Source organism: Acetobacter indonesiensis, from assembly GCF_000963945.1.
In the GTDB taxonomy this organism is placed as follows: domain Bacteria; phylum Pseudomonadota; class Alphaproteobacteria; order Acetobacterales; family Acetobacteraceae; genus Acetobacter; species Acetobacter indonesiensis.
This window is the reverse complement of sequence record NZ_BAMW01000038.1, coordinates 1-23,081: the sequence shown is the minus strand read 5'-3', so window position 1 is coordinate 23,081 and position 23,081 is coordinate 1. Positions and strand designations below refer to the sequence as shown.

19 protein-coding genes are annotated in these 23,081 nt (G+C 49.8%); 14 read left to right on the top strand and 5 right to left on the bottom strand.

Features of this window, described 5'->3' with window-relative positions:
* Window positions 1-6: 6 nt before the first annotated feature.
* From Abin_RS09920 to Abin_RS09880, 9 genes are all read left to right on the top strand, one after another.
* Window positions 7-540, top strand: coding sequence for a flavin reductase (locus Abin_RS09920; protein ID WP_048846460.1), 534 nt, complete (start codon window positions 7-9; stop codon window positions 538-540).
* Between the two features lie 225 nt (window positions 541-765).
* Window positions 766-2,919 carry a TonB-dependent receptor family protein gene (locus tag Abin_RS09915; protein WP_255319372.1) on the top strand — a complete coding sequence of 718 codons (2,154 nt, stop codon included), beginning with the start codon at window positions 766-768 and terminating at the stop codon, window positions 2,917-2,919.
* A gap of 15 nt (window positions 2,920-2,934) precedes the next feature.
* Window positions 2,935-4,317 (top strand): LLM class flavin-dependent oxidoreductase, encoded by a 1,383-nt coding sequence (locus tag Abin_RS09910; protein ID WP_084593584.1) that lies wholly within the window; start codon window positions 2,935-2,937, stop codon window positions 4,315-4,317.
* 16 nt (window positions 4,318-4,333) lie between these two features.
* A complete protein-coding gene (locus tag Abin_RS09905) occupies window positions 4,334-5,590 on the top strand; it encodes an SfnB family sulfur acquisition oxidoreductase (protein ID WP_048846457.1) in 1,257 nt (418 codons plus the stop codon).
* Between the two features lie 200 nt (window positions 5,591-5,790).
* Complete coding sequence (locus tag Abin_RS09900) at window positions 5,791-7,041, top strand: acyl-CoA dehydrogenase family protein (RefSeq protein WP_048846454.1); 1,251 nt, start codon at window positions 5,791-5,793, stop codon at window positions 7,039-7,041.
* 27 nt (window positions 7,042-7,068) lie between these two features.
* Window positions 7,069-8,730, top strand: coding sequence for an ABC transporter substrate-binding protein (locus Abin_RS09895; protein WP_048846453.1), 1,662 nt, complete (start codon window positions 7,069-7,071; stop codon window positions 8,728-8,730).
* Window positions 8,727-9,683 carry an ABC transporter permease gene (locus Abin_RS09890; protein ID WP_084593583.1) on the top strand — a complete coding sequence of 319 codons (957 nt, stop codon included), beginning with the start codon at window positions 8,727-8,729 and terminating at the stop codon, window positions 9,681-9,683. The genes Abin_RS09895 and Abin_RS09890 overlap by 4 nt, the downstream gene beginning before the upstream one ends.
* Window positions 9,680-10,546, top strand: coding sequence for an ABC transporter permease (locus Abin_RS09885; RefSeq protein WP_052948208.1), 867 nt, complete (start codon window positions 9,680-9,682; stop codon window positions 10,544-10,546). Before Abin_RS09890 ends, Abin_RS09885 begins: the two co-directional genes overlap by 4 nt.
* Window positions 10,543-12,186 carry a dipeptide ABC transporter ATP-binding protein gene (locus Abin_RS09880; protein WP_048846449.1) on the top strand — a complete coding sequence of 548 codons (1,644 nt, stop codon included), beginning with the start codon at window positions 10,543-10,545 and terminating at the stop codon, window positions 12,184-12,186. The genes Abin_RS09885 and Abin_RS09880 overlap by 4 nt, the downstream gene beginning before the upstream one ends.
* An 11-nt stretch (window positions 12,187-12,197) precedes the next feature.
* On the opposite strand, the gene Abin_RS09875 is transcribed toward Abin_RS09880, so the two are convergent.
* Window positions 12,198-13,280 carry an acyl-CoA dehydrogenase family protein gene (locus tag Abin_RS09875; RefSeq protein WP_179194082.1) on the bottom strand — a complete coding sequence of 361 codons (1,083 nt, stop codon included), beginning with the start codon at window positions 13,278-13,280 and terminating at the stop codon, window positions 12,198-12,200.
* Window positions 13,281-13,532: 252 nt separating this feature from the next.
* Between Abin_RS09875 and Abin_RS09870 the strand changes: the two genes are divergently transcribed.
* Entirely contained in the window at window positions 13,533-14,534 is a 1,002-nt protein-coding gene (locus Abin_RS09870) for an aliphatic sulfonate ABC transporter substrate-binding protein (RefSeq protein WP_084593582.1), read from the top strand.
* Here the strand turns inward: Abin_RS09870 and Abin_RS09865 are convergent.
* The 3 genes from Abin_RS09865 to Abin_RS09855 are packed head-to-tail and all read right to left on the bottom strand — an operon-like array spanning window position 14,531 to window position 16,692.
* A complete protein-coding gene (locus tag Abin_RS09865) occupies window positions 14,531-15,136 on the bottom strand; it encodes a nitroreductase family protein (RefSeq protein ID WP_048846448.1) in 606 nt (201 codons plus the stop codon). The genes Abin_RS09870 and Abin_RS09865 overlap by 4 nt on opposite strands.
* Window positions 15,137-15,166: 30 nt before the next feature.
* The gene (locus Abin_RS09860) at window positions 15,167-15,919 is read right to left on the bottom strand and encodes an ABC transporter ATP-binding protein (RefSeq protein ID WP_084593581.1); all 753 of its coding nucleotides are present in this window, start codon (window positions 15,917-15,919) and stop codon (window positions 15,167-15,169) included.
* Entirely contained in the window at window positions 15,916-16,692 is a 777-nt protein-coding gene (locus tag Abin_RS09855; protein WP_048846446.1) for an ABC transporter permease, read from the bottom strand. Before Abin_RS09855 ends, Abin_RS09860 begins: the two co-directional genes overlap by 4 nt.
* A 575-nt stretch (window positions 16,693-17,267) precedes the next feature.
* On the opposite strand from Abin_RS09855, the gene Abin_RS09850 reads away from it, so the two are divergent.
* Window positions 17,268-19,487 (top strand): TonB-dependent receptor family protein, encoded by a 2,220-nt coding sequence (locus Abin_RS09850; RefSeq protein ID WP_255319368.1) that lies wholly within the window; start codon window positions 17,268-17,270, stop codon window positions 19,485-19,487.
* Window positions 19,488-19,728: 241 nt separating this feature from the next.
* Here the strand turns inward: Abin_RS09850 and Abin_RS09845 are convergent, their stop codons facing one another.
* Window positions 19,729-20,091: a winged helix-turn-helix transcriptional regulator gene (locus Abin_RS09845; protein ID WP_174766864.1), complete on the bottom strand. Its 363-nt coding sequence runs from the start codon at window positions 20,089-20,091 to the stop codon at window positions 19,729-19,731.
* Between the two features lie 101 nt (window positions 20,092-20,192).
* On the opposite strand from Abin_RS09845, the gene Abin_RS09840 reads away from it, so the two are divergent.
* From Abin_RS09840 to Abin_RS09830, 3 genes are read left to right on the top strand one after another with little or no spacing between them, the layout of a single operon-like run.
* Window positions 20,193-21,212 (top strand): zinc-binding alcohol dehydrogenase family protein, encoded by a 1,020-nt coding sequence (locus tag Abin_RS09840; protein ID WP_048846443.1) that lies wholly within the window; start codon window positions 20,193-20,195, stop codon window positions 21,210-21,212.
* Window positions 21,213-21,261: 49 nt separating this feature from the next.
* On the top strand, window positions 21,262-21,696 hold the full coding sequence (locus Abin_RS09835; protein ID WP_048846440.1) for a cupin domain-containing protein: 435 nt from the start codon (window positions 21,262-21,264) through the stop codon (window positions 21,694-21,696).
* A gap of 58 nt (window positions 21,697-21,754) precedes the next feature.
* Complete coding sequence (locus Abin_RS09830; protein ID WP_255319367.1) at window positions 21,755-22,813, top strand: major royal jelly family protein; 1,059 nt, start codon at window positions 21,755-21,757, stop codon at window positions 22,811-22,813.
* The last annotated feature ends 268 nt before the right edge of the window (window positions 22,814-23,081 follow it).

The window sequence follows — 23,081 nt, the reverse complement described above, 5'->3', positions numbered from 1 at the left end:
CATTCGATGAACAAGCTTATTGACCCTGCCACACTCCAGCCGTCTACCATCCCGTCTTCTCAGTCTTTTCGCGATGGCATGGCTCTGTTGCCTGGTGCAGTAACAATCGTGACGACAGATGGCCGCGCTGGGCAGCATGGATTTACCGCATCAGCCGTGTGCAGTGTTTCTGACGCACCGCCGACATTATTAGTGTGCGTCAATAAAAATACGGGCGCACATGATCCCATCTTGGAAAATGGTGTGCTAGCCGTGAATGTTCTGACGCACGCCCAGCATCCACTTTCCAATATTTTCAGCAGTCGCTCCAAATCGCAGCAAGAGCGCTTCGGCCAAGCAGACTGGACTTCATCTATCACAGGAGCCCCTGTTCTTCAGCATGCGCTTGTCAGTTTTGATTGTCGCATTGCGAACGTTGTTGAGGCAGGCTCTCACTCCGTCATTTTTGCTCATATTCTTCACGTTAATACGTCCGATGCAAATCACCCCGGCCTGATCTGGTTTCGGCGCACTTACGCACACACCCATATCCCCGAATAAAACTGGAAAATACTCATGAAAAAGCATGTTTCTCTAAGCAGTGCGGTCATCATGTCTACACAGGAATGCTGTTGATGCTGTCTTTTTATTTTTCTTCCCACGCGACATCCCTCCTTTTTGATAGGCCCTCCTTCTATGCTCAGATCTTCTTTCTCTCCTCCTAAACTTTCTGAACGGAGCCTTTTTTTACAAAAACATGCTGTTATAGCATATGCCTTTTTGAGCATGCTTCCCACTGCAACCCAAGCAGCAACCCAATCTTCCCCTCTTTCAACTGGTACATCCAAGCCAAGGCATCCGGTTCCGGCTTCTGCTGCTAACAAACCCGCAACCCCGACACATGCAGCTAGCCGGGAAGAAATATCCGTCTCAACGCAACGGCGTTCTGATGCGCAAATTGCCCAAAACCACCTTCGCAGCATCCCTGGTGCAGCAACCGTTATTGATGCCCAGCAGATTCTAAAAGGCCGAAATCTCACCAATGCAGATACACTTGCTTTTCAGCCGGGTGTTTTTGCGCAAGCCTCAGGTGGCGGAGACGGTCTGCGTATTTCTGTTCGTGGTTCCGGCATTCAGACGGGTGTCAACTATTTCCGTTCTGGCATGCTTATGATGTTTGACGGTCTTCCCGTCACCACACCGGCTGGCACACCGTACGAGCTTTTTGAAAGTCTTGGCCTGCAATATACAGAAGTTTTGCGGGGCGCGAATGCTTTTGATTACGGTGGAATGCAGCTGGGTGGCGCAATCAATTACGTTACCCAAACAGGTTATAATTCCCAGAAGTATCAGGCCCGTGCAGAAGCTGGTAGCTTTGGCTATGTCAAAGAACAATTAAGCTCAGGCCAGGTTCTTGGAAAATTTGACTATTATATCAGCCTTACCAACTCCTACCGTGGCGGTTATCAACATAACACTGAAGCAACCAGTTTTGGTGTGAACGCCAATTTTGGCTATAAATTTAATGATCGCGTTTCAACACGTCTTTTTTTCCGTTATCGCCAGACCCGGAACGGCTGGGCGGGATTTCTAACGCGTGATCAAATTCTAAAGAACCCAAAACAAGCCCAACAACCCTATCAGGCATGGGGATCAGACCGTATTCAGCCCGGCACCAAATATTATGCGGATATGACCACCATCAAAATTGATGATAACTCAAAAATTGAATTGGGATTTAATTATCAGGATGCTCCGATTGACATTCAATATGGTCGGTTTTCACAAGTCTGGGGGTATAAAACGGTTGCCGGTGTCCTGAATTACGACAGGCATGACGTTTTGGGAGGCCATAAAAGCGATACCCGCTTTGGCATTCTGACCTATACCGACCTTGACGCCTGGCAGACCAACCGTGTGCGTGTACAGTCTGGAAGTTTTGCCAGCTACCCTATCGGCACGTCTTTAAGGCATGTGACGTATGGCGGGACTGAAAACTATTTTCATGTTCGCAACAATACAGAACTATTTCATAATTTCTGGTTTACTACCGCCGGGGCGCTCGCGTTCATTCAGAAATCTTCTGATGTTCCGTCACCGGGTCCTAGCACCCCTTTCAAAACATCCTCCATCAATTTCATTCCCCGCGCCGGTTTTCGTTACCAGCCAGACAATCATGTCGAAATTTACGGAAACGTCAGTCGTAGCCTCCAGCCGCCCAATGACTGGAATTACAACTATGCTGGCTCATATTATCCCAGCACGTCCCCGCAGGCTGGCATGAACGCAACTGCTGGAAAACTGCGTAATCAAACGGCAACAACTTTTGAAATCGGCACAACGGGTCATTATGCCGGAAACCAGTGGGCACTAACTTATTATCATTCCTCTGTGCACAATGAGTTGCTGTCCGTTATGACCCCGGAATCAGCAGCCCAAGGCACATCTATTTATGGCAATGCTTCCCCAACCGAACACCAGGGGGTTGAGTTTTCTCTCGATAGCACATTGTACAAATGGAAAAACAATCGCCTGTCTCTGCGTAATGCTTACACATGGCAGGACTTCCATTACAAACATGATGCTGTTTTCGGACACAATCGCCTACCCGGTATTCCAGAACATTTCTATCAGGGCGGTATAAATCTGGATTTAGCAAACGGATTTTATGCGGGATTTGATGCTCAGGTATCATCCAAGGTCGGTGCTTCATATGACATGACGTATTTTGCGCCTTCATATCATCTTTTTAATGCTCATCTCGGTTATTCATGGCCCAAGAAACACAGAACAGTTTTCTTGAACTTCAATAATCTGGCCAACACACATTATGCCTCAATCGTTGTGCCCGGATACATTGCTGGTGGCTCCCAACTTTCTGTCATGCAACCCGGCGATGGCTTCGGTGTGTTTGGCGGCATCTCTCTCGGTTTCAACTAAGCAGGAAAGACGAAAATGACCGAGATACGCCTGAATGCTTTTGATATGAACTGTGTCTCCCATCAAGCCAGCGGGCTATGGCGACACCCCCGTGACCGATCCGCAGACTACCGTTCCCTCCGATATTGGACGGATCTTGCCCGCACATTGGAACGCGGATTGTTTGACGCTCTCTTTCTTGCGGATGTTCTAGGCGTTTATGATGTCTATGGCCACAGCCCGGATGCGGCTTTGCGCAACGGAGCCCAAGTGCCGGTCAATGATCCCGCCATGCTGATATCGGCCATGGCGAGCGTTACGGATCATCTTGGCTTTGGCCTTACGGCAACTCTGTCTTACGAACATCCTTTCCCATTTGCCCGCCGTATGTCCACGCTTGATCACCTGACGGAAGGACGGATTGGGTGGAACATTGTGACAGGCTATCTGAACAGTGCCGCCAAAAGCACCGGCCAACAGGCACAAACCAAACATGACCAGCGTTACGCCATAGCTGATGATTATATGGACGTGGTCTATAAACTTTGGGAAAAAAGCTGGGAAAACGACGCCGTTTTACGTGACAAAGAGCGAGGGATTTTTACCGATCCCTCAAAAGTTCACGCTATTCAGCATGATGGCCCCTTTTTCTCGTTAGATGCCATCCACCTTGCTGAACCTTCTCCTCAACGCACCCCCGTTCTTTTCCAGGCTGGTGCTTCGGCACGCGGTCAACAATTTGCTGCAACACATGCTGAATGTGTATTTGTGGCTGGCCCTTCGCAGGACACCGTGGCCAAAACCGTTCGCTCGCTTCGAACTGCGGCACAGCAGGCAGGCAGACCGAAGAATGCACCGCTGGTTTTCTCTCTCCTCACTATTGTTACGGCTCCAACGGAGGAAGAGGCTTTTGCAAAAGCCCATGACTATCAAAGTTACATCAGCGAGGAAGGCGCACTTACCCTGCTATCTGGGTGGACTGGTATCGATTTTTCCACCTACAAACTGACAGACCCAATACGTCATATCCGCAATGATGCCATCCATTCCGCCATTGATTCCCTGACAGTCATGAACCCGGACAAAATCTGGACTGTAGGCGAACTGGCACGCCATGCAGCCATTGGGGGTATGGGCGTAACATTTGTCGGCAGCCCAACGCAGATTGTCGATCAAATGGAGCAATGGATCAATCAAACGGGTGTCGATGGGTTCAATCTGGCTTATGCCGTCGCACCCGAAACATTTGAAGATATTGTCGATCTTATTGTGCCCGAACTCCAGCGACGCGGTCTTTATAAGCGTGCGTATGAACCCGGGACGCTTCGGCACAAGCTTTTTGGAGCAGGAGATCACCTCCCGACCAATCATGCTGGTCAAAAAACATACGCCGCTGCCTCTTTAGTCTCAGCCCAATAATATCAGGTGCTCCGCCATGTCTTTGTCTAATCCGTTTGTTGTCGGTTCAGGATTACCCGTTCCCCCGCCCCAGTGGCCCCGCACCACTCCAACGGCCCGCATAGAAACTGATGCTGAGGCAATTCGTATTGCGCAGGATTTGGCCAGCCACCTGAAGCAAAATGCTGCGGCACGGGAGCAATCGAATGTGTTCCCGCTTGAAGAATTGGATTTGTATTCCACATCCGGCCTTTGGGGCATTACAGTGCCGCGCTCGTATGGCGGTGCAGGCGTGTCCTACTCCACATTGGGCAAGGTTGTGCAGGCCATTGCCGCGGCAGATGGTGCTTTGGCACAGATAGCCCAAAATCACTGGGCTGCGGTTGCTGTGATTGCGTCATGCGGCACGGAAAGTCAGAAAGCAGAATTGTTTGGCCTCATTCTTGATGGAAAACGCTGTGGAAATGCTTTTTCAGAGCGTGGGAACAAGACTGTAACCGACCTAAAGACACAACTTGTCCGGGAGGGAGATCATGTCAGCATAACGAGCAAAAAATATTACTGCACCGGGGCGTTGGCAGCAGATCTGGTACCGATTGTGGCCGTTGATGATCAGGGCGTAGCCTGGCTGGCCATAGCGGACCGGAATACAGAAGGATTGACAGTTTTAAACGACTGGTCAGCCTTCGGTCAGCGTCAGACAGGCAGTGGCACGGTTCTTCTTGAAAATGTGAAAGTGCCACTCACGCGGGTACTCCCTGCATGGAAAGCCTACCTTCCTGATAATCCACGTCCCGATAGTGCAATCTCGCAGTTTATTCAGGCCAGTATTGATGGCGGAATAGCGCAGGGAGCCCTTGAAGAAACTGTCTCTTTTGTGAATACACGCACACGCGCATGGATAGACAGCCATCAGGATCATGCCCATGAAGACCCTTACACACGCCATATTCTGGGCGGCTTATTCGCGCGGTTGAGCGCGTGCCGTGCCTTGCTGTATGTCGCAGGGCAGACCATTGACGCAGCCGTTGCACATCCAACACCCGACACAGTTGCTTCAGCCCAGATTGCAACCGCAGAAGCAAAAATTTTCACAACAGAATTGGCAATAGATGCCACAAACAGATTATTTGAACTGGCAGGAACTGCCGCTACAGATACCCGCTATAATCTGGACCGCTACTGGCGCAATGCCCGGACCCACACATTGCACGACCCTGTTCGGTGGAAATATGCGATTGTAGGGGATTACTACCTGAACGGTACATTTCCACCCCTGCACGCATGGAGCTGAAGCCGTAGTTTTAGCCTTTGAAAATAAAGATTCTCAGCCTCATACCATACCTAAAGCACGATAAATTCCCTTTTAGAACATCATTTTTAAATTATTTTCCAGATATATTAGTGGAATTTTGTTGACTGAAAAATAAACACGATAGAATATCATTATATAAATATTCTTCGTGTTTTTTTTGTTATATAGCGAGTCTTACTATGAGTCAGTCCACGCTTTCCCATCCTTCTGCAGCCTCGCCTAACCGTTTTCAGGCGGTGTTTGACCAGATTGCTAACGGGGCAATAGAGCGCGAGCAAAATCGTATTCTGGCCTATGATGCAGTAGAAGCCCTGCGCCAGAGTGGTTTTACCGCTGTGCGTATCCCTCAAAAATTAGGGGGCGAGAATTTGTCTTTGCGGGAAACATTCCGCCTTCTGGTGAAACTGGCCGCAGCTGACTCAAATCTTCCCCAAATCATAAGGGCTCATTTTGCGTTTGTTGAAGGGGAACGCCAACGCCTGACAGAAACAGGCTCCGGATCTTCAGCCGGAAAATGGCTTGAAACAATTCATGCTGGTGCAATTTTTGGCGCTGCCATGGCAGAATTGGGCAAAGCAACTGAAACGACCACTACTCTGACCCCTAAAGAGGACAAGTGGTTTCTGAACGGTACCAAATATTATTCTACCGGTAGTCTGTATGCTGACTGGATTGCTGTTGTCGCTGTGCATGATGATAAACGCTACCGTGTAGCTGTCCCCACCACCGCAGCAGGTGTTACCCGCGTGGATGACTGGGACGGTTTTGGCCAGCGCCTTACGGGAAGTGGCACAACCATTTTTGAGAATGTTGAACTCTCAAAAGAGCAGATTTATCACGTCCTTCCCAAGGATGCGTCGCCTATAGATCGATTTTTCACTGCATTTTACCAGAATTTCCATCTGGCCACACTGGCTGGCATTGCGCAGGCAGCACTGCATGAGACAATAGAATTTGTCCGCCCCCGCACACGTGTCTTCGGGGTACCGGGTCAGTCTTTTCAGCGGGAAGATCCGCTTGTGCAAACAGTGATCGGACGCCTTTCCAGTCTGGCATTTGCGGCAGAAGCACTGGTTGATCGGGTTTCTACTACGCTTGAAGAGGCATCCCTGCTTCGGGAACAAGGTCTGCCAGATACCGCCTCTCAACAGGCAGAACTGGAAGCCTTCAAAGCACAACAGGTTATCATTCCACTTGTGCTGGATGCGACCACCAGTCTGTTTGAAGTGGGCGGTGCGTCAGCAAGTTCAGACAAGCGGAGACTGGACCGCTTCTGGCGCAATGCGCGGGTTCTGGCGTCCCATAATCCAGCCATTCAACGTGCCCGAGAACTGGGAGACTGGGAACTGAACGGCGTGCCCCTTGATTCCGGTTGGACCCGCAAGGCGGACGCAGAAGCAAAAAACACGCAGCATTTTACGCCTGCCTGACCACTTCTACTTACTGGTTACACACCCATGCCTGCCAGACACACGGCCACATACAAACGCAAAGCCTATTCCCTCAGCGCTCTGCTCGTAGTCCTGTGTCTGCCTCTGGCTGGCTGTCATAAGAACAAACATAAACAGAATGGCACACTCCCCGTTTCGGGCGGCACGCTGATCTATGCAACAGACCGTGAACCTGTCTGCCTTGACCCACACGTCCAAGGAGACATGCCGCAGGTTTTTGTAGCACAGCAATATCTTGATTCTCTTGTCTCAATGGACAAGGCTGGTGTTATCCATCCATGGTTGGCATCCAGTTGGGACATTTCACCTGATGGACTGACCTACACATTCCATTTGCGGCCTGACGTTACCTTTACAGATGGCACCCCTTTCACGGCAGATGCGGTAAAAGCCAACCTTGACCATATGGCTAACCCGGCTACGCAATCCAGCACGGCAGGCGGTTATATTCGTCAGTATCAATCAACCGACATTGTTGATGCGCATACCGCCGTCGTTCACCTCAGCCGTCCGTATGCCGCGTTTCTGGAGGTTCTGGCCCAGGGGTTTCTGGGTATTGAATCGCCCAAAGCTCTCGCCCGACCGCGAGATCTGAACTGTCAGGCTCCTATAGGCTCCGGGCCTTTTCGCATTGTCCACTGGGATAGACAAAACAGAATTTTGTTTGAACGAAACCCGGGTTATCACTGGGCACCTGCCCATGCTTTGCACAATGGGCCAGCCTATTTAAATCGTATCGAGTGGCGCTTTATTCCTGAACCGTCTGCCCGCTTCGCAGCCCTGCAAGCCGCCGAGGTTGATGCCATTGATAGTCTGCCCCCCGAAGCACAGACCCCTGCCCAGCATAATACGGATCTTTGGCTTTTAATGGCTGACCGACCGGGCAACCCAACCAATGGAACCCTTAACACACGCCGCGCCCCCTTTAATGACATTCGAGTAAGAGAAGCCTTCCTGCGCTCCGCAGACATAGAAGGCGCGCTCGGAAGTGTTTTTTTCCACCATTATCGCCGCGCGGGTGGTCCGCTCACCTCCACAACGCCTTTTTATTCTCCCGACTTTGAACACGCAGCAGACTATACCCCTGAAACGGCAAATACGTTACTGGATCAAGCAGGATGGACCGCCAAAGATACGGATGGCATCCGCATAAAAAATGGCCAGCGTTTAACCGTTCATATTCCCCTACGCTCCTCGCTTTCAAATTCTGAACGCACATTGTGGGAGCAAGTCCAGGCCACCGCACGAGAAACTGGCTTTGATGTGTTGCTGGAAAATGCTGACGATACCTCCGTCAACAATCGTGAAGGCCAATGGGACTATGATGTGCGGATTGGCTATTGGAACACCAATACCGCTGATGTTTTGCGTATTGTCTTTTCTTCTGAATTTCTTGGTGCTGCCGGAATTTCGGGGCACCACCAGAATGAATCCGGTTTCAGTAATCCTTATTTTGACAAAATCATCAATGACGCACTTTTAACAACCAATTCTGAACAGCGCCGTAATCTCTATTATCAGGCCCAGAAAATTGTTTCTGCCGCGTTTCTTCAGATCACGACGTTTCCGCAGACAACACGGCTGGGCATTTCAAAACGTGTGCATGATATCCGGCTGGAACCTGCGCTGAATGTCACAACATTATATGACGCATGGGTAGAACAATGATCCTCCTCCCCCATACCCAATCTATTCTTCTGAAAAAACTCATGATCCGTGTGGGAGGAGCCTGCCTAGTTCTATTTGCCGCGACAACATTGACCTTCGTTACACTCCATCTGGCACCGGGCGATCCTGTTACAGCCATTTTAGGGGGCTCCGCCAATCCAACGCCTGAAACGATACAAGAAATTCGCGCGGAATATGGATTGGACCAACCGCTTATGGTGCAATACGCGCTCCATCTCTGGCACGTACTGTCCGGCCATCTCGGGTCATCATTCTCGCAACACATGCCGGTTAAAGATGTGCTCTGGCAGCAGGCTCCGCCCACTTTAAAACTCATGCTCTCTTCTCTTGCACTGGCATGGGGTTTTGCTGTTCTTTCCGTTACCCTTTCTGCCCGAAAACCAGTCTTTGATTCCGTTTTTTCTTCTCTTGAAACGTTTTTTGCTGGTCTTCCTCAGTTCTGGATTGGCATTATTCTGCTCTGGCTATTTGCGTACCAACTCGGACTGCTTCCGCCAGCCGGCACACATGGTTTTTCATCACTGATACTCCCTTCCCTTTCCCTGGCCATTCCCTTGGGCGGCTTTCTTGCTCAAGTAATGCGGGAAACTTTCAAAACAACGCTTGATCAACCCTTTGTACTCACCGCACGCGCCAGAGGCCTCTCTGACAACGCCGTCAGGTTTCGGCATGTTTTACGTCATGCGCTGCTGCCGGGCGTCAGTTTATCGACATGGGCTATCGGCGCCCTTGTCGGAAATGCTGTTGCTGTCGAATTCATTTTTTCGCGGCAAGGGTTAGGCCGTCAACTGTTTCTGGCTGTCAGCATGCATGACATGCCTCTGGTAACGGGCATAATCCTGTTTATTTCCGTTATTTACGTCCTTGCATCCTTTCTGGCTGACACTCTCTACGTGATCATTGACCCACGCATTCAGGAGGCAAGAGCATGAGCGCAACCAACTCTCTCCCGCTGTCCTTAAAAACCTCACCGCGGCTACGGCTACCGGCTGGTCGGCATATTGGGCTTACTCTGGCATCCGTCTATCTGGCTGTCCTTATTCTTGCCGCCATTGCCCCGCATTTGCTGACACATGGCAACCCATATGGCATTGCACCGCGGGCCGCATTTACGCCACCCTGCTGGCAGCATCCGCTTGGCACAGATCAATCCGGGCGCGATATGTGGACACGCCTTATCTTCGGTGCACGTAGTTCGCTGGTTATTGGCATAGGCTCCATTCTGCTCGCCCTCTCCGTTGCCTTAAGTCTGGCAATTCCCGGAGCTTTTGGCGGACCCGTTGCAGAACAATGTGTTAAATGGATTTTTGAAATCCTTTTCTCTTTTCCAACGGTTGTTCTTGCGCTTCTGCTAACCGCCCTTTTCTCTTCCGGCACGTTTCCTCTTATCGTTGCCGTCGGTATTGGTGCTGCTCCGGGCTATGGTCGGATGCTTTTCGGGCAGTTTCTGACAATCCGCCATGCGGGTTTTATTGAAGCAGCACGCTCACTGGGTCATTCCCCATCACAAATTTTAAGACGCCATTTAATTCCCAATGCATTTCGACCATTACTGATTGCAGGCGCAATGGGGGTTGGGCAGACCATCATATGGGCATCTTCTCTCTCCTTTCTGGGGCTGGGCGCACCCCCTCCGGCCGCAGAGTGGGGTACCATGTTGGCTATGGGCCGCGATTACATTGCCGAGGCCTGGTGGATCACGTTTTTCCCCGGCGTTGCTATCGTTATGACCATGTTGGCAACAACCAGTTTGGGACGTTTTCTGAAAAATCGCTTTGAGGCCACCACGCCATGAACGCGTTTTCTGCCGCCCCTCAATCCGGGCTGAATGTAAAAAACCTGTCTGTGAAATTCGGCTTGGGTGATGTTGCCCATACAGCCGTGCATTCCCTTTCCTTTTCCCTCAAACTGGGAGAAGTCGTCGCGCTTGTTGGTGAATCTGGCTCGGGTAAAACCGTTACCGCACGCGCATTGTTGGGGCTTTTAGGTTCCAACGCTCAGATTTCAGCGGAACATCTGTCTCTTAATGGCCAATCGCTGCTGGCGAACACAGAACAGCAATGGCGCAAATTACGCGGTGCAGAAATCGGCTTTATCCTGCAAGATGCACTGGTCGCACTCGACCCTTTGCGATCAATTGGTGCAGAGATTAGCGAAGCCCTGACAGCTCATAAATGGGGCACCAAAAATGCACGCGAAGAACGTGTGTTACAGTTACTAACGCAGGCAGGTATTCCTTCGGCAAAAGATCGCGTTCACCTTCGGGCGGACCAGCTTTCAGGCGGCCTGCGTCAACGGGCCCTGATTGCCAACGCACTGGCCATGAACCCGCCTTTTTTGATTGCGGATGAGCCCACAACAGCCCTTGATCCTTCCGTTCAGGTGCAAATTCTGGAGCTACTGAAACAGCTACGCTCAGCGGGACACGGTATTCTGATCATTAGTCATGACCTTGGTTTTGTCTCCCGGCTGGCAGACCGTGTGATTGTTATGCACCACGGACACATGGTGGAAGAAGGTCGAACAGAAGACATCCTTTCCGCTCCCCAACATTCATATACCCGTAAGCTACTTGATGCTGAACCGGGAAGAAGACCACCGCGCCCAGCAACACCAGTCAGCCCAACCACGTTACCGCTGCTTGAGGCCCACAATTTGTCGTTTTCTGTCAAACAACAGGATGGCACAAGAAAACAGATTGTGCAGGATATCAGCCTTTCTCTTTTTCCCGGCAGGACGTTGGCTGTCATTGGAGAGTCCGGTTCCGGCAAAACCTCTACCGCCCGCATGATCATGGGGTTTCAGAAACCTGAAACAGGATTCATAGATTTTTTAGGAAAACCTTGGTCCCGATCAGAGAAAACGGATATTCCAGAATTCTCTCGCCGTAGCCGAAGGCCCAGATTGGCCGCTATCTATCAAGATCCGCTTAGTTCTTTTGACCCACGATGGACAGTTCAGGCTATTCTGGATGATGCCCTTTCTGTCATCCATGTTCCAAAAACGGAAAGACTGACACGTATTCGTGCGCTTCTGGATTTAGTGCGATTGCCAGCCACTCTACTGGGCAAAAATCCTCTCCATCTTTCCGGTGGGCAAAGACAACGTGTAGCCATAGCACGCGCTTTGGCCATAGAGCCCGCGGTCATTCTGTGCGATGAACCTGTCTCTGCATTAGATGTTTCGGTTCAGGCGCAAATTCTTGACCTGTTGGAGGATCTTCAAAAACGCCTTAATCTTTCCTACTTGTTCATTTCACACGATTTGAATGTGGTCCGGAATATCGCGGACGACCTCATTGTCATGCAGGCAGGGCGAATTATTGAAAGAGGCTCTGCTCACAATATCCTTACCCACCCGCGCCATCCCTTTACACAACAGTTGGTTGCCGCTGCCCATCTTATAGGCGACGCGACGGGAGACCGCGTTTCCTAGACAATATGGGATTAGACACCTAAAGCCTGCCGCCCTGCCTTAGAGCGCAAAAGTTCAGCATGAGGGGCATGAATACGCCCACATAAAGCGTCCCGATGGCAGCGCTCAAGGTCATTCCGGGCAGAAAGACCTGCATTACCCGCAATAGCCAACAAGGACTGTGTCAAACCTGCTGCACCATCAACTGTTTGTATCTTGATCAGCACAGCTTCTTTCTGAATACGGTTCTGATCTTTGAGTGCTACTGCTTCCGCAAAAGACCGTAAAAGAGTTTGGTTCAGATCAAGCGCAATGTGTATTTCACCAATCACATTCTGCATGGCTGGAAGAGTTGCGAGAGAGGCACCCAGATTGGATGGTTTACGCTCCTGAAGAAATTTTTCAGTCCAACCAACCGCTGTCCTTACAATACCATCATAAAGTGCGCCCAGAAGCCCCTGATTCCACACTGCCAGCACTTTACCAAAAGTGGATGGTTCGCCAGCTTTTTCCTTAAAAATCAGATGATCATCCGGTACGGAAACGTCTGTCAGTGTTACCTCCTGACTGGCCGAAGCCCGCATACCAACATGATCCCAGGTTGAAAGAACGGCAATACCGGAAGCCCGTTGTGGTATTAGAAAAAAAGCGATCTCCGCTTCAGGAGCATTCGTTCTGGCCTGCACCAATAACCAGGAAAGAGCCGGTATACCCGTCGCATAAGCTTTGCGACCAGTAAGGCTCCACCCCTGATCAGTTTTACGTGCCACTGTTCCGGGCAAGCCACCCCGCGATGCCGAGCCCTGATCTGGCTCAGCCAGCAACGCATTGATTAATTTACCCGCTGTCGCCCCTCTATCCAGAAGTGGAACAGGATAAGAAGGTAGTGAACGCAATTCAGCATGAACCATATAATGGTTTACCAAAACGAGAGCAACAACAGGGTCAGCCTGCGCGATAGTACCAATCAAGGCCTGCGCCGTTGCAAGATCGCATTCTGCGCCCCCTTGTGAACGCGGCAACACGAGATCAAGCGCTCCGTATTGAGCGAGAGTCTGTATTGTTTCAAAGGGAAAAATCGCGGTTCGGTCTGCTTCTCTCGCTCTTATTTTCATATCTGGAAGTATGTCAGATATTCTTTTCTGAAAATCTATACTCTGCCCGTCTATATGCTGCACCGTCATAGAATACAGTCTTTCCTCAGACTTCACTTGTTGATTTAACTATAATTTTTCGTTATTTAATATTTTATTCGAATTTAATAGATAATAAAAGGAATACCTGTTCTATCGTTGGCAACCACCCGATCGCATCCTGATTAAAAAAGAGATTTTTTATAAAATAAGAAATGGAAAGGATATTTCTGTATGTCACATTCCTCCAACCTTCCCTCCCATATCCTCTTCACATCTAAACTCTCCCGTCGATCACTCCTCACTTCGGCACTCGCTATTACAGCAGGGCCTACCCTTCTCGCGCCACAATACAGTTTGGCTCAAAGTGCTGATAAAACCCTTCGCATTGGCTATCAGCGGTATGGAACTCTCATTATTCTCAAACAGTCAGGTTTACTGGAAAAAACCCTGTCTTCTGCCGGATGGACTGTTAAATGGTCGGAGTTCATAGCGGGGCCACAGATGCTACAGGCTTTAGCGGCCAATGCCATTGATCTTGCAGAAACAGGCGATGCGCCACCCATCTTTGCACAATCAAACTGGCCGGACAGACTGGTCTATATCGGGCACAGTGGCCCTGCCCCCTTGGGTGAAGGTCTATTGGTTCAGAAAGAAGGGCAGATAAAAACGCTTAAGGATCTGAAAGGCAAAAAAGTCGCCTTTAACAGAGGTTCAAATGTCCATTACCTTCTGCTGAACGCGCTCACTCAAGCCGGATTAACCGCTTCCGATATTCATTCTGTCAATCTCACCCCCGCTGCGGCACGGGCAGCTTTTGAAACCGGTCAGATTGATGCATGGGCCATCTGGGACCCTTATCTTGCCGCAGGTGAGGCTCTTCCGTCAGCCAGACTTCTGGTCAATGCCGAAAACCTGTCCCCCAATCGGCAATTCCTGCTGTCCACCCGTGCTTTTACAGAAAAGAACCCTGATACTGTGCGACGTATTATTACAGTCCTATCTGGTCTAAAATCGTGGGCCGCACAAAATCAGCAAAATCTAGTCCATGCGCTTACTGCTAGTACCGGGCTTGAGGAAAGCGTTATCAAGACAGCACTCTCACGCCTTTCTCTGGACGTTGACTTTATGGACACGGAAACGCAGGCCGAACAGCAGAAAGCTGCCGACCTGCTAGCCCAAAGCGCCCTTATACCGCAGAAGCTTCAGATACAGGACATGATCTGGAAAGGTTAATCCTCGCGCACCGGGAAGCGCCCTTCAAACGCCAGCTCTGATAAAGACCGGCGGCCAGAAGGTGTTTCCTTGCTTTGCAAGGTTTCTGGCAGGTGGCTCTTGTCACCCTGCTGACCAATCACAAGTGCTGCATGCAACGCATAATCTTCCGGTAGTTCCAGTCCGGCACGCGCCAAAGCGTGGTCAAATCCACTGATAGGATGCGTTGCCCACCCTGCTTGAGAAGCCTCCAACTGAACCAGAACTGATGCGGCACCAGCGTCAAACGCATGAGTAGGTGCCGGAACCGGCTCCCCGGTGCTATTGGAAAATGTGACGGTTTGAGACGCAATAAAAACCAGTGCGGAAGAATGTTGCGCCCATGCCTGGTTAAACGGAATAAGCCAGGAGAGAAAGCGTTCCCAGTCTGGCGTATCCCGTCTAGCATAAAGGAAACGCCACGGTTGGCCGTTATAAGCTGATGGTGCCCAGCGGCCAGCTTCCAGAAAAGTCAGCAAATTTTCTTGAGATATCGGAGTTGGCGTAAAAGCACGAGGAGACCAGCGATCCACAATAAAAGGGCTGGCAGAGGTATCAGCGGAACGTTCAGGTGCTTTGGTCATATCGGTTTTTCCTTTCAGAAATAAAAACTATTAGGTGTCATGCACACCTAAGGCATGCAGCAGTTCGCCTCGCAACGCCTCAAACACAGGATCAGCATGCCGACGGGGACGTGGAAGAGAAACAGGGAAATCAACCTTGATCCGGCCGTGTTCAAGCACCAATACCCGATCTGCCAAAACCAGAGCCTCGTCCACATCGTGCGTTACCAGCAAGGTTGTGCACTGATGTTTTCGCCATAATGTCAGAACAAGCGCCTGCATCTGAATGCGGGTCAATGCATCCAATGCAGCAAATGGTTCATCCAACATAAGAAAAGACGGGTCACGCACAAGCGCCCGCGCCAAGGCCACTCTTTGCGCTTCTCCGCCAGAAAGAGTAAGCGGCCATGCGTCCACTCGATGCTCCAAGCCAACTTCTACCAAAACGCGCAATGCACGTTCTTTTGCTTCAGGCTCGTTTTGTCCCAACACCACATTTTGCCAGACACGTCGCCATGGCAATAAACGACTTTCCTGAAAAACAACTGAAACAGCTTTGGGTCGAACCACGTCTCCGTGCTCGACTGGGTCAAGCCCCGACAGGGTCCGCAGCAAGGTGGATTTACCAGACCCACTACGCCCCAGCAAAGCAACAAACTCCCCCGCCGGAATAGCCAAAGATAAATGATCTAGTACCGGGGAGCCGTCACCAAACTGACGGCTTAAATCGGTAATAACCACATCCGCTTTATTCCCAAGCGGCAGCTCCGTTTCCACTTCTGTCTTCGCAATGCTGTGCTTCATATGTGCTTGCTGCCCTGTGTTTGCCAGGCCAGTAGCCACAACTCTCCAGCCCTGACTAATCTGTCAGAAATTAGCCCAAGCAAACCGTAAACAATCAATCCGACCAAAATAATATCTGTTCGTAACAAATCTTCAGCATCCATCATCATGTGACCAATACCGCTTTCCGCATTCACCTGCTCGGCCACAACCAGCATCAGCCATGCAATACCGAACGCGAACCGCACACCGAGCAGTAGGTCTGGCAAAGCTCCGGGTAGAATAACATCTCTGATAGTCTGCGCACGTGAAAGACCAAGTGTCCGTGCGACCTCCAGAAGCTTCGGGTCAATATTTCGGATTCCTTTATGTAAATTAAGATAAATTGGAAAAAGAGCGCCTAAAAATACCAACAAGATCTTTGGCTCCTCCCCAATACCAAACCATAAAATGAAAAGAGGAGCCAAAGCCAAAGCAGGAAGGGTACGAAGAATCTGAAGGGGAGAATCGATAATGTCTTCACCCCATGTGGAAAGCCCTGAAATCAGCGCCAGCGTAATCCCGACTACGAGAGCGAGGCTAAAACCAAGGCTGACCCGCTCAAGAGAAACAAGGAGATTAGTGGGCAATGAGCCATTCTTGATCAATCCCCAAAGAGTATGAGCAAGCTGAACTGGCGATGGCAATATTCGTGCGGAAATCAATCCGCATGCACTTGCAATCTGCCAGACAGTCACAAGAAGCAGGGGGGAAAGAAATCGCCGCCCTTCTCTCAGATAAAATCTAGCCGTCATACCCGTAATTCCTTAGATGACCGAACGCTTAAAATGACTCTCTAACATCCGGCGGCTTCTCCTGATTATATATCTGACTGATTAACAGACTTCTAAATTTCACATATTTCGTTATTTTTATATACAACAATTTTTTATGTGATTTATTTTACTGATAATTTTCGTTATTTTTATTAAGCATTAAATTTCTAAAACTGGGCCCAAAATCTCCACGATAACGCAAAAATAAGCATGCCTATATCTTCACTACATATTTCATTAACCCACTGAAAAATATACATATTATTTTTTATGTTTTTATGTTTTTACGGCAACCAATGATCGCGCACAGCATAGCAGTGTTAAATTTGCAACATACGTTTATTTTTGTTATTTATGGATTTACCTATTGCTGAAGTTGTTATATTCCACAATTTCTATTCGCATAATTATCTTATATCTTACTCTTACGGATTGAAAATATGGATCACATCCCTGCACCCCACCCACTGCTTACGGTTCGTGCTTCGCGTGTGTGTTCCTTTTTTATGCTACGTCGTTTCAGAACTGGTTTTCTGTTGACCAGTTCTGCACTAATGACAGTCTCAACAGCGTTAGCGAGTACATCCCAGATTCCGCATAAACCTGTCTCTGGCAGCGCACATAGTATCTCAGCCGCGCACGTAAAAACGCCGCATGTTCATACACACGCGAATGCTTCAGAAGTCGCCCATATGGAAGGGATGGAGGGGATGGAGGGGATGCACCATGACCACAGATCCGCCCACGCCAGCCACACGGCCGAGCAGATTCTGGTCACACACCACCATACACCTGCTGTTATGCAAGCTGAACGTAGGTTATCCCGCATTCCGGGCGGAACCAGCGTTATTGACGCAGCCGTTATGCTACGCGGCCGAAGCGCTACAAATGCCGATTCTTTCAAATATCAAGCGGGTGTTTTCGCTCAGGCACCTTGCGGATCAGACGACCTGCGCATTTCCATTCGTGGCTCAGGTATCCAGACAGGCCTGAATGCAACACGTTCTGGCATTTTATTTCTATTTGATGGCTTACCGCTGACCACACCAATTGGAACAGTCAACGAATTACAGGAACCGCTTGGTATAAAATATACTGAAGTTTTGCGTGGCGGAAATGGGTTTGATTACGGCTCACTCATGCTCGGGGGGGCCATCAATTATGTCACCAATACTGGCTACGATGCCCAAACTTATCAAGCACGCGTAGAAGCGGGCAGCTTTGGCTACGTTAAGGAGCAGTTAAGTTCAGGCAAGGTTATTGGTAAACACGATTATTATATCAGTGTCACCAACTCTTATCGCTCTGGGTATCAGGAAAACACAAAATCAACGAACTTTGGTATCAACTTCAACTATGGCTATAAATTTAATGATCGTGTTGATAACCGATTTTTCTTTCGTTACCGCCAGACGTCAGAGGGGAATCCCTATTATCTAACCCGGTCACAGGTAGCACAAAACCCTAAGCAGGCACAGGAACCCTATCGTTACTGGGGTACAAAAACCATTGAACCGGGCACCAAATACGCGGCTGACCGTGTCAGTATACGTATAGATGATAACTCCAAACTTATGCTTGGTTTTGTTTACATGAATGCCCCTATGGACCACGAACTGGGCAATACCGCTTCTCTTTATGATATTGATTACGCGTCCGGCGTACTCAGCTACCAGCGCCATGATACCCTATTCGGTCTAAAAAGTGACACCGATGCCGGGGTTTATACAACGCATGATTTGAACGCTACGATTGATAACCGTGTGCGCCGAACAGACGCTTATCCCGGCGTCGCAATGGGTACGCTCGTTACACGCTCCCATCTGGGCGGAAGCGATAACGTTTTTCATGTCAGCAACAATACGGAAGTTTTTCATGATTTCTGGTTAACTGTGGCGGGCGCTCTGAATTATTCTCCCCGTTCAGGAAGCCAGACCTATCCAGAAAAAAGCCGTTTTAGTCAGGACAGTCTGTACTTTTCTCCGCGTGCGGGTTTCCGATATGTCATTAACCCTCATATTCAAATTTACGGAAATGTCAGCCGCAGTATTCAACCTGCACAGGATTGGCAATATCTCTCCGGCAATCTCTATACCAGTGGTATCGCAACTGGTTTAACCAAAGACTGGAGCATGCTGAAGCCTCAGACAGCAACGACGTTTGAAGTTGGCACCAGCGGAGAATATGCTGGCACACAATGGAGTTTATCATATTACCATTCGGCTGTGCGTAATGAACTACTTTCTGTCATGACACCTATCTCACAGCTCTATAATAACGCGACCTATGGTAACGCCTCCCCTACCACGCATCAGGGGGTCGAATTTGCACTTCACTCTACTCTGTACCAATGGGATGGAAACATTATTTCTCTACGGCAAGCCTATACCTATCAGGACTTCCGTTTCAATCATGACCCGGTATGGGGCCATAACCATATTCCTGGAATTCCCCAGCACTATTATCAGGGAGAGCTACATCTAGACCTGAAAAATGGGTTCTATGCCGCTGTTGATGCAGAAGTCGCATCATCTGTTCTGGCATCTTACGATAATCGGTATCGTGCTGCGCCTTATCATATCTACAACTTCAATATGGGATACCAATGGCCTAAAAAGCACCGGCAGGTTTATCTTAGTTTTCACAACCTTGCGAACAAGCATTACGCAACCGGTGTCGTTCCTGTTTACGGAAGCGGCAATACCCAACCATCTGCTTTGCTAGTGGGAGATGGCTTCGGAATTTTTGCTGGAATTTCTGTCGGGTTTGACTAAGGATTAGAATATATTTTTTAAGATAGAATAGATAGTGGTGGGAGTTAAAATGTTTCCCACCATTTCATTTGACCGAAATCCGGTAACGTACCCAATAGCAGAAGGCTCACTATCACGAGCAAAAGGGCGCTTAAATAGTCTGGCGCATGGCGAACGATAGTATTGGCAATCTTGTTAGAATAAGTCGTAAGTCGCCATTTGTATGAATCAAAAATCAACCATTAAGGGATACTAAATACCCCTACTCCACGCAGACATCATGGCCATGCTGGAATTGAGTATGCTCATCTCCCCATTTCTTCAACGCCATGATAACTGGCTCCAGAGTTTGCCCCCTTGAGGTCAGGCTGTATTCTACCTTTGGCGGGACTTCAGGGTAAACTGTTCTTAAAACAAAGCCGTCACGCTCCAACTCACGCAACTGCGTTGTCAGCATTCTCTGGGTGATATTGGGAAGGCGTTTACGGATTTCATTGAAACGAAGTGTTCCCTGAAACAGATGATACAGGATCACCCCTTTCCACTTTCCATCAATCAGTTGCAGCGTTGCCTCAACGGCGCAACCGGGGCTACATTCAAGCGATTTATGGCGTATCCGGGTCATAACAGTATCATTTCCAACACTATGGGCGTTAAAAGTGCGTTCTTGTTCAAAACCAGCATAACGCTCACCTTGTTCCTTACTCAATAGCAGGAACAAACATCATGCGTGCCGTTGGCTATCAAACATCGCTTCCCATAGAAAATCCAGCCTCTCTTCAGGACATTGATCTGCCAAAGCCCACACCGTCTGACCGAGATATTCTGGTTGAAATCAAAGCCATATCGGTGAACCCGGTTGATACCAAAATGCGCCGCAGTGCATTACCGAAGAAGGGACAATGGCGGATTCTCGGGTGGGATGCCGCCGGGACTGTTGTTGGGGTTGGCGCTGATGTGACCGACTTCTCCGTAGGTGATGAGGTGTTTTATGCAGGCGCCCTCAACCGTTCAGGCACCAATGCCGCATTTCATCTGGTTGATGAGCGTCTTGTCGGGCGCAAACCACGCTCTCTGAACTGGGCCGAAGCCGCTGCCCTTCCCCTGACCGCCCTGACGGCGTGGGAAATGCTTTTTGATCGTCTGGATATTCGACGCTCCGTTCCCGGCACAGCCCCTGCCCTTCTGATTATTGGTGGGGCTGGCGGAGTAGGCTCCATAGCTATTCAACTTGCCCGTGCTTTAACCGGTCTTACCGTTATCGCCACCGCTTCCCGCCCAGAAACACAAGATTGGGTGACCTCACTTGGTGCACATTACGTTGTAGATCACAGCCTGCCTCTGGCACCACAAATTGCAAAACTGTCCATCGGTGCGCCCGGCTTTGTTTTTTCCACCACTCAGACAGATCAGCATCTGGCAGATATCGTCGAACTGATTGCACCCCAAGGGCATTTGGGCCTGATTGATGACCCAGCCGCACTCAACGCCCTTCTCCTCAAAAAGAAGAGCCTGTCCCTGCATTGGGAATGGATGTTCACACGCTCTGCTTTTGAAACGGCAGACCTAAGCGTTCAGGGAAGCATTCTCAACGAGATCTCCCGTCTTGTGGACGAACAGCAACTTCGCAGCACACTTGGCCAAAATCTCGGCAGCATTACAGCCGCCACTCTGCGCAAAGCCCATACCTTGATTGAAAGCGGCCAAACCAAAGGAAAAATTGTGCTCGAAGGTTTCCCCGCCTGAACGGTCTGTCGCGCTCTCCCAAACAGTTTACGCTTAAAGAAGAAAAGCCATGATCGAAGAAGACCATCTGATGACCCTGAACCGCACCGGTGGCCGGTTTGATCTGAATAAAATTGTAGAGGCGTTTCCAGAAACAGCCGACACAATGCTTCTGGATACCTATCTGACAGATAAACCGGAGGCTAGTATTCGAGTGTTCCGTATTTATCGGGATGTGCCGCCACATTATCACACCCAGTGTGACGAGGTGCTGCATGTGCTGTCAGGAGAAGGCACCTTCTGGATTGATGATCCTGCCGACGAAGCGCCTTTTGCCCCGGGTCACCTTCTGGTCTTCCCCCGCCGTGCGGTACATGCCCTGCCACGTATTCTGCGCAATCCTGTCATCTTTCTAGCCATAGACACACCACGCCGGGCACCGGATGATGTAATATTCGTCAATTCTGCTGATGGAACCCCCACCAGTTTTATCGCGAGCCTCTGACATGCCTCATCACAGCAAAATCCGAAGCCATTTTCGCAAATTTGCCGCAGCCCTTATTATGGGAGCTGTCTCAGTTTACGCGCTACCCACACCCTCTCAGGCACAGACACTCAGGATTGAGGCCACCTCATCCTCCCTAGACTGGAATGCGGTCGCCTTGGCCAAAGGTCATGTCTTCGTGGCAGGACCGCGTTGGACAGGGTTTACCGGGCCTGCTGTGGGTATCCTGACCAAAAACAAAGACGTCGCACCGTTTCCAAATATCGAGTGGAACGCATGGAAACCCGGACAGGACGCAACGCAGCACTTTGTCAGTGTCAATGCGCTTCATACGGCCCCAGACGGCACCCTCTGGGTTGTAGACACCGGCACACCGTCTTTTGGGGGCACACCGGTGCCCGGTGGGGCCAAACTTGTCCGCATTGATCCCGCAACCGGTCATGTTCTGCGCCTTTACTCTCTCGGTCCAACCGTTGCGCAGACGGGCAGCTATGTTGACGATATCCGCTTTAACGGTCGCCATGCGTATCTGACGGATGCAGGCAAAGCGGCTTTGATTGTCCTTGATCTTGAAACAGGTCAGGCGCGGCGCGTGCTGGAAAACCATGCCTCAACACGCGCACAGCCTGCACGCCCTATCGTCATGGAAGACCATGTTGTCGAAAACCATCCACACCAACCCCTTTTGGTCAATGTGGATCCATTGGAAGTCAGCCCTGATGGAAAATGGCTTTATTTCGGACCGCTGGAAGGCCCGTGGTCTCGGGTACCGACAGCCTTACTTGATGACCCAAGCGTCTCGCCAGAGGCACTCGCCGCAGCCGTTAAGCCTTGGGCAGATTTACCCCCAATGGGTGGGAGCGCCATGGATGCAGATGGTACGCTGTATTTTACCAACCTGAAAGAAAACAGCCTCTATCGGCGGGATAGTTCCGGGCAGGTCAGCAAAGTGGTGTCTGACCCACGCCTGCATTGGGCTGATGCTCCGGCTTTGGCGTCCGATGGCAGGTTATGGATCCCAATCGCGCAACTGGATCGCCTACCTCAGTTTCATCAGGGGCAGTCACTTATTCGGCCACCTTTCCTGCTGATATCAATTGATCTCAAGCACGATTAAGCTATTTCATCTTATTGCAGAGGAGTGATGTTACCCGTTTGGCGCTTCATGAATATCTTATCAAATCTGATATTCCCAATCATTATATCCCAAATTTATCTGATCACTTCATCGCCAAACACTTCCAAATTCTAATTTTTTCTTCCACAGTTTCCATTCAGGGCACCTCATGCACACGCACCATCACTCAAAAAAGAAGTGTTCAATAAGCCTGAAAATACTATCACTACAGTTGCATATTATGTTGTGAGTGAGCGCGGATAGCAGT